Consider the following 2,869-nt stretch of genomic DNA (forward strand, 5'->3'; position numbering starts at 1 on the left):
GCCGCTCGACGGCGCGCGCCGGCCGCGACCGTGACGTTTGCTTATAAACCCGACGCCGCCCTTTGGCGCTGCCGGGCGCGGGCGTCTTTTATATCGAGGTCCTCAATGGCGGACTACACATGACTGACGCGTTGTTCGTCGTGAGCGAGGAGGGGTACTGGGCCGAGGAGTGTATCGAGCCGCTGACGACGCTCGAATCGGAGGGCGTCGACGTGACCGTCGCGACGCCGTCGGGGTCGCCCCCGGTCGTCGACGAGCGCTCGCTCGACCCCGAGGCCGCGGGCGGCGAGGAGCGAGTCGCGGAGCTCCGCGAGGTCGACGAGGAGCACCCCGAACTGAACGATCCGGAACCGATCGCGACCGTCGACGCCGACGGCTACGAGGCGGTCGTCTTCCCCGGCGGCCACGGCACCGTCTGGGACGTGAACCAAGACCGGCACGCCCGGCAGTTGCTGCTCGACGCGGTCGCTGGCGACGACGGCGTCGCCCTCGTCGTCTGTCACGCCGTCGGCATCCTCGCGTTCACGCGCGAGGCCGACGGGACGCCGCTCGTCGAGGGGCGCGCCGTCACTGGCTTCCCGAACGACTGGGAGGACGGGATCGTCGACGACCACGACGTGATGCCGGACGGCCGGAAGCTCCCGTACTGGGTCGAAGACGAGGTCCGGCTGGCGGGCGCGGAGTGGGACGCCGAACTCGACGCCGACACCAGCGTCACCGTCGACGGCGACCTGATCACGGCCCGCGGCCCGGGCTCGTCGGCCGAGGCGGCGGAGACGCTGCTCGGCGAGCTCTGAGCGTGCCCGATGCGATCACGCCGAGCCGAGCCGGTCGGTGTCGGCCAGCGACACCGCGACGAACGCGGCGGCGCTCGCGATGACGCCGGGGACGACCGGGTCGACCGCGGTCAGCGATCCGAGCCTGTCGACCGTCCACACTTCGGTGAGGACCTGCCACGCCGTTGCGGTGACGAACCCGACCACGACGCCGGCGAAGGCCCCGTCGCCCGTGGCCGCGTCCCAGTGAAGCCCGCCGAGGACGGGAACGAACAGGGTCGACCCGAGCACGGACGTGTAGAGCGCGACGATGAGCTGGACCACCCCGCCTAACGGACCGGGGTTGACGGCGAGAGCGGCGGGGACGACCGCCGCGCCGACGGTCGCGATCCGGCTGACTCGCCGCACGCGCGCCGGCGTCGGCTCCGGGACGAGGCCCAGGGCCGGCAGCGTCCGCTCGTAGATGTCGTGGGCCACGGCCGCCGACGTGACCAGCAGCACCGAGTCGACGGTGCTGAGCACCGCCGCGACGACCGCACCGAGCAGCAGCAGCCCCACCGCGGGACCGAACAGGTCGAGCGCGAGCCGGACGACGGACGCGTCCGGGTCGGCCAGCCCGGGGAACCGGACGCGCGCGAGCAGCCCCAGCGTCAGGATACACACGGCGATGACGGCCTGGATCGCGATGGAGATCGGGATCGCCCGCTTGACCGTCTCCGGGTCTCGCATGGCGTAGACCCGCGAGAGTTCGTACGGGGCCACCGCGATACCGAACCCGAACGACAGCGCCAGCCCGGTCGTGAGCGCTGGCGCCGAGGTGCCCGACAGCAACGCCGGGTCGATAGCCGCAGCCGCGTCGATGAGCGCCCTCGCGCCCCCAGTCTCGGCGACTCCGACGACGGCCGCCGCCGCGACGCCGAGGAGGAGGGCCGTGACCTGAACCGCGTCCGAATAGATGCTCAGCCGCATCCCACCGACGAGCGTGTACGAGAGCGCGACCGCGGCGAACACCGCGATGCCGAGGACCCGCGGCACTCCGAAGACGGCGTCGAGGATGACCGCCCCGGCGACGTACTGGGCGGTCGTGTACACGAGGTAGATGACGCTGACGAGGGCCGCGGTCGTCCCGCCGACCACCTCGTTGTCGCCGTCGAAGCGCGCCGAGAGGAACTCCGAGACGGTGATCCCGCCGCGGGCGCGCAGGTGCGGCCCCACGAACAGCAGCGACGCGACCCAGCCGGCCCAGATGCCGAGCCACACCAGGCCGAAGCTCACGCCCACGGCGTAGTGGATCCCGATCGTGCCGATGAGCGTCCCCGCGCTGACCTGCGTCGCGGTCAACGACATTGTACCGAACACGCCCCCGATCCGGCGGTCGGCCGCGTAGAACGACTCGGCGTTCGACGCGTCGGCCTCGCTGTGCGCCTCCGAGGAACCGATCACGCTACCAACCTGCCCGAGCGAACGAATAAGCGATGTCCTCAGTTTCGCGGCAAAAGCATCCGATATTATATACAACAGTTATTATGCGATCGCGTCTCGTGTGAACGCATGTCTATGGCCGACCGGCCGCCGATACGCGTCCTCTGCGTGGACGACGAGCCGGGGTTCGCGACGCTCACCGCGGACGTCTTGGACCAACAGCACGACGACATCAGGGCCGTCGGCGTCACCTCCGCCGAGGCGGCGCTGGACCGGCTCGACGAGTCGACGTTCGACTGCGTGGTCAGCGACTACGACATGCCCGACGTCGACGGCCTCGAACTGCTCGACGCCGTGCGCGAGCGCTACCCGTCGAAGCCGTTCATCCTGTTCACCGGGCGCGGCAGCGAGGCCATCGCGAGCGAGGCGATCTCGTCCGGCGTCTCCGACTACCTCCAGAAGAGCGGCGGCCAAGAGCAGTACGAGCTCTTGGCGAACCGGATCCGAACGTGCGTCACGCGGCTCAGGGAACGACGGGACCGCGAGCGCGTCGAGGACTGGTACTCGCAGCTGTTCGAACAGCGGCTGATCGGCGCGGGGCTGTCACAGGACCGGAGCTTCGAGCTGGCGAACCGCCGCCTCGCCGAGATGCTCGGGATGCGGCGCGACGA

At 70.6% G+C, this 2,869-nt stretch carries 3 protein-coding genes; 2 read left to right on the plus strand and 1 reads right to left on the minus strand.

What is annotated here, in order from left to right:
- Positions 1-119: 119 nt before the first annotated feature.
- Positions 120-797, plus strand: coding sequence for a type 1 glutamine amidotransferase domain-containing protein (locus Z052_RS18925; protein WP_049929685.1), 678 nt, complete (start codon positions 120-122; stop codon positions 795-797).
- A gap of 15 nt (positions 798-812) precedes the next feature.
- Here the strand turns inward: Z052_RS18925 and Z052_RS18930 are convergent, their stop codons facing one another.
- Positions 813-2,219 carry a sodium:solute symporter gene (locus Z052_RS18930; RefSeq protein ID WP_094519888.1) on the minus strand — a complete coding sequence of 469 codons (1,407 nt, stop codon included), beginning with the start codon at positions 2,217-2,219 and terminating at the stop codon, positions 813-815.
- Positions 2,220-2,327: 108 nt separating this feature from the next.
- On the opposite strand from Z052_RS18930, the gene Z052_RS18935 reads away from it, so the two are divergent.
- Positions 2,328-2,869 (plus strand): response regulator (locus tag Z052_RS18935; protein WP_199058326.1); only part of this gene is annotated, 542 nt, incomplete at its 3' end.

It is taken from the genome of Halorubrum sp. C191 (genome assembly GCF_002727095.1).
Classification (GTDB): Archaea; Halobacteriota; Halobacteria; order Halobacteriales; family Haloferacaceae; genus Halorubrum; species Halorubrum ezzemoulense.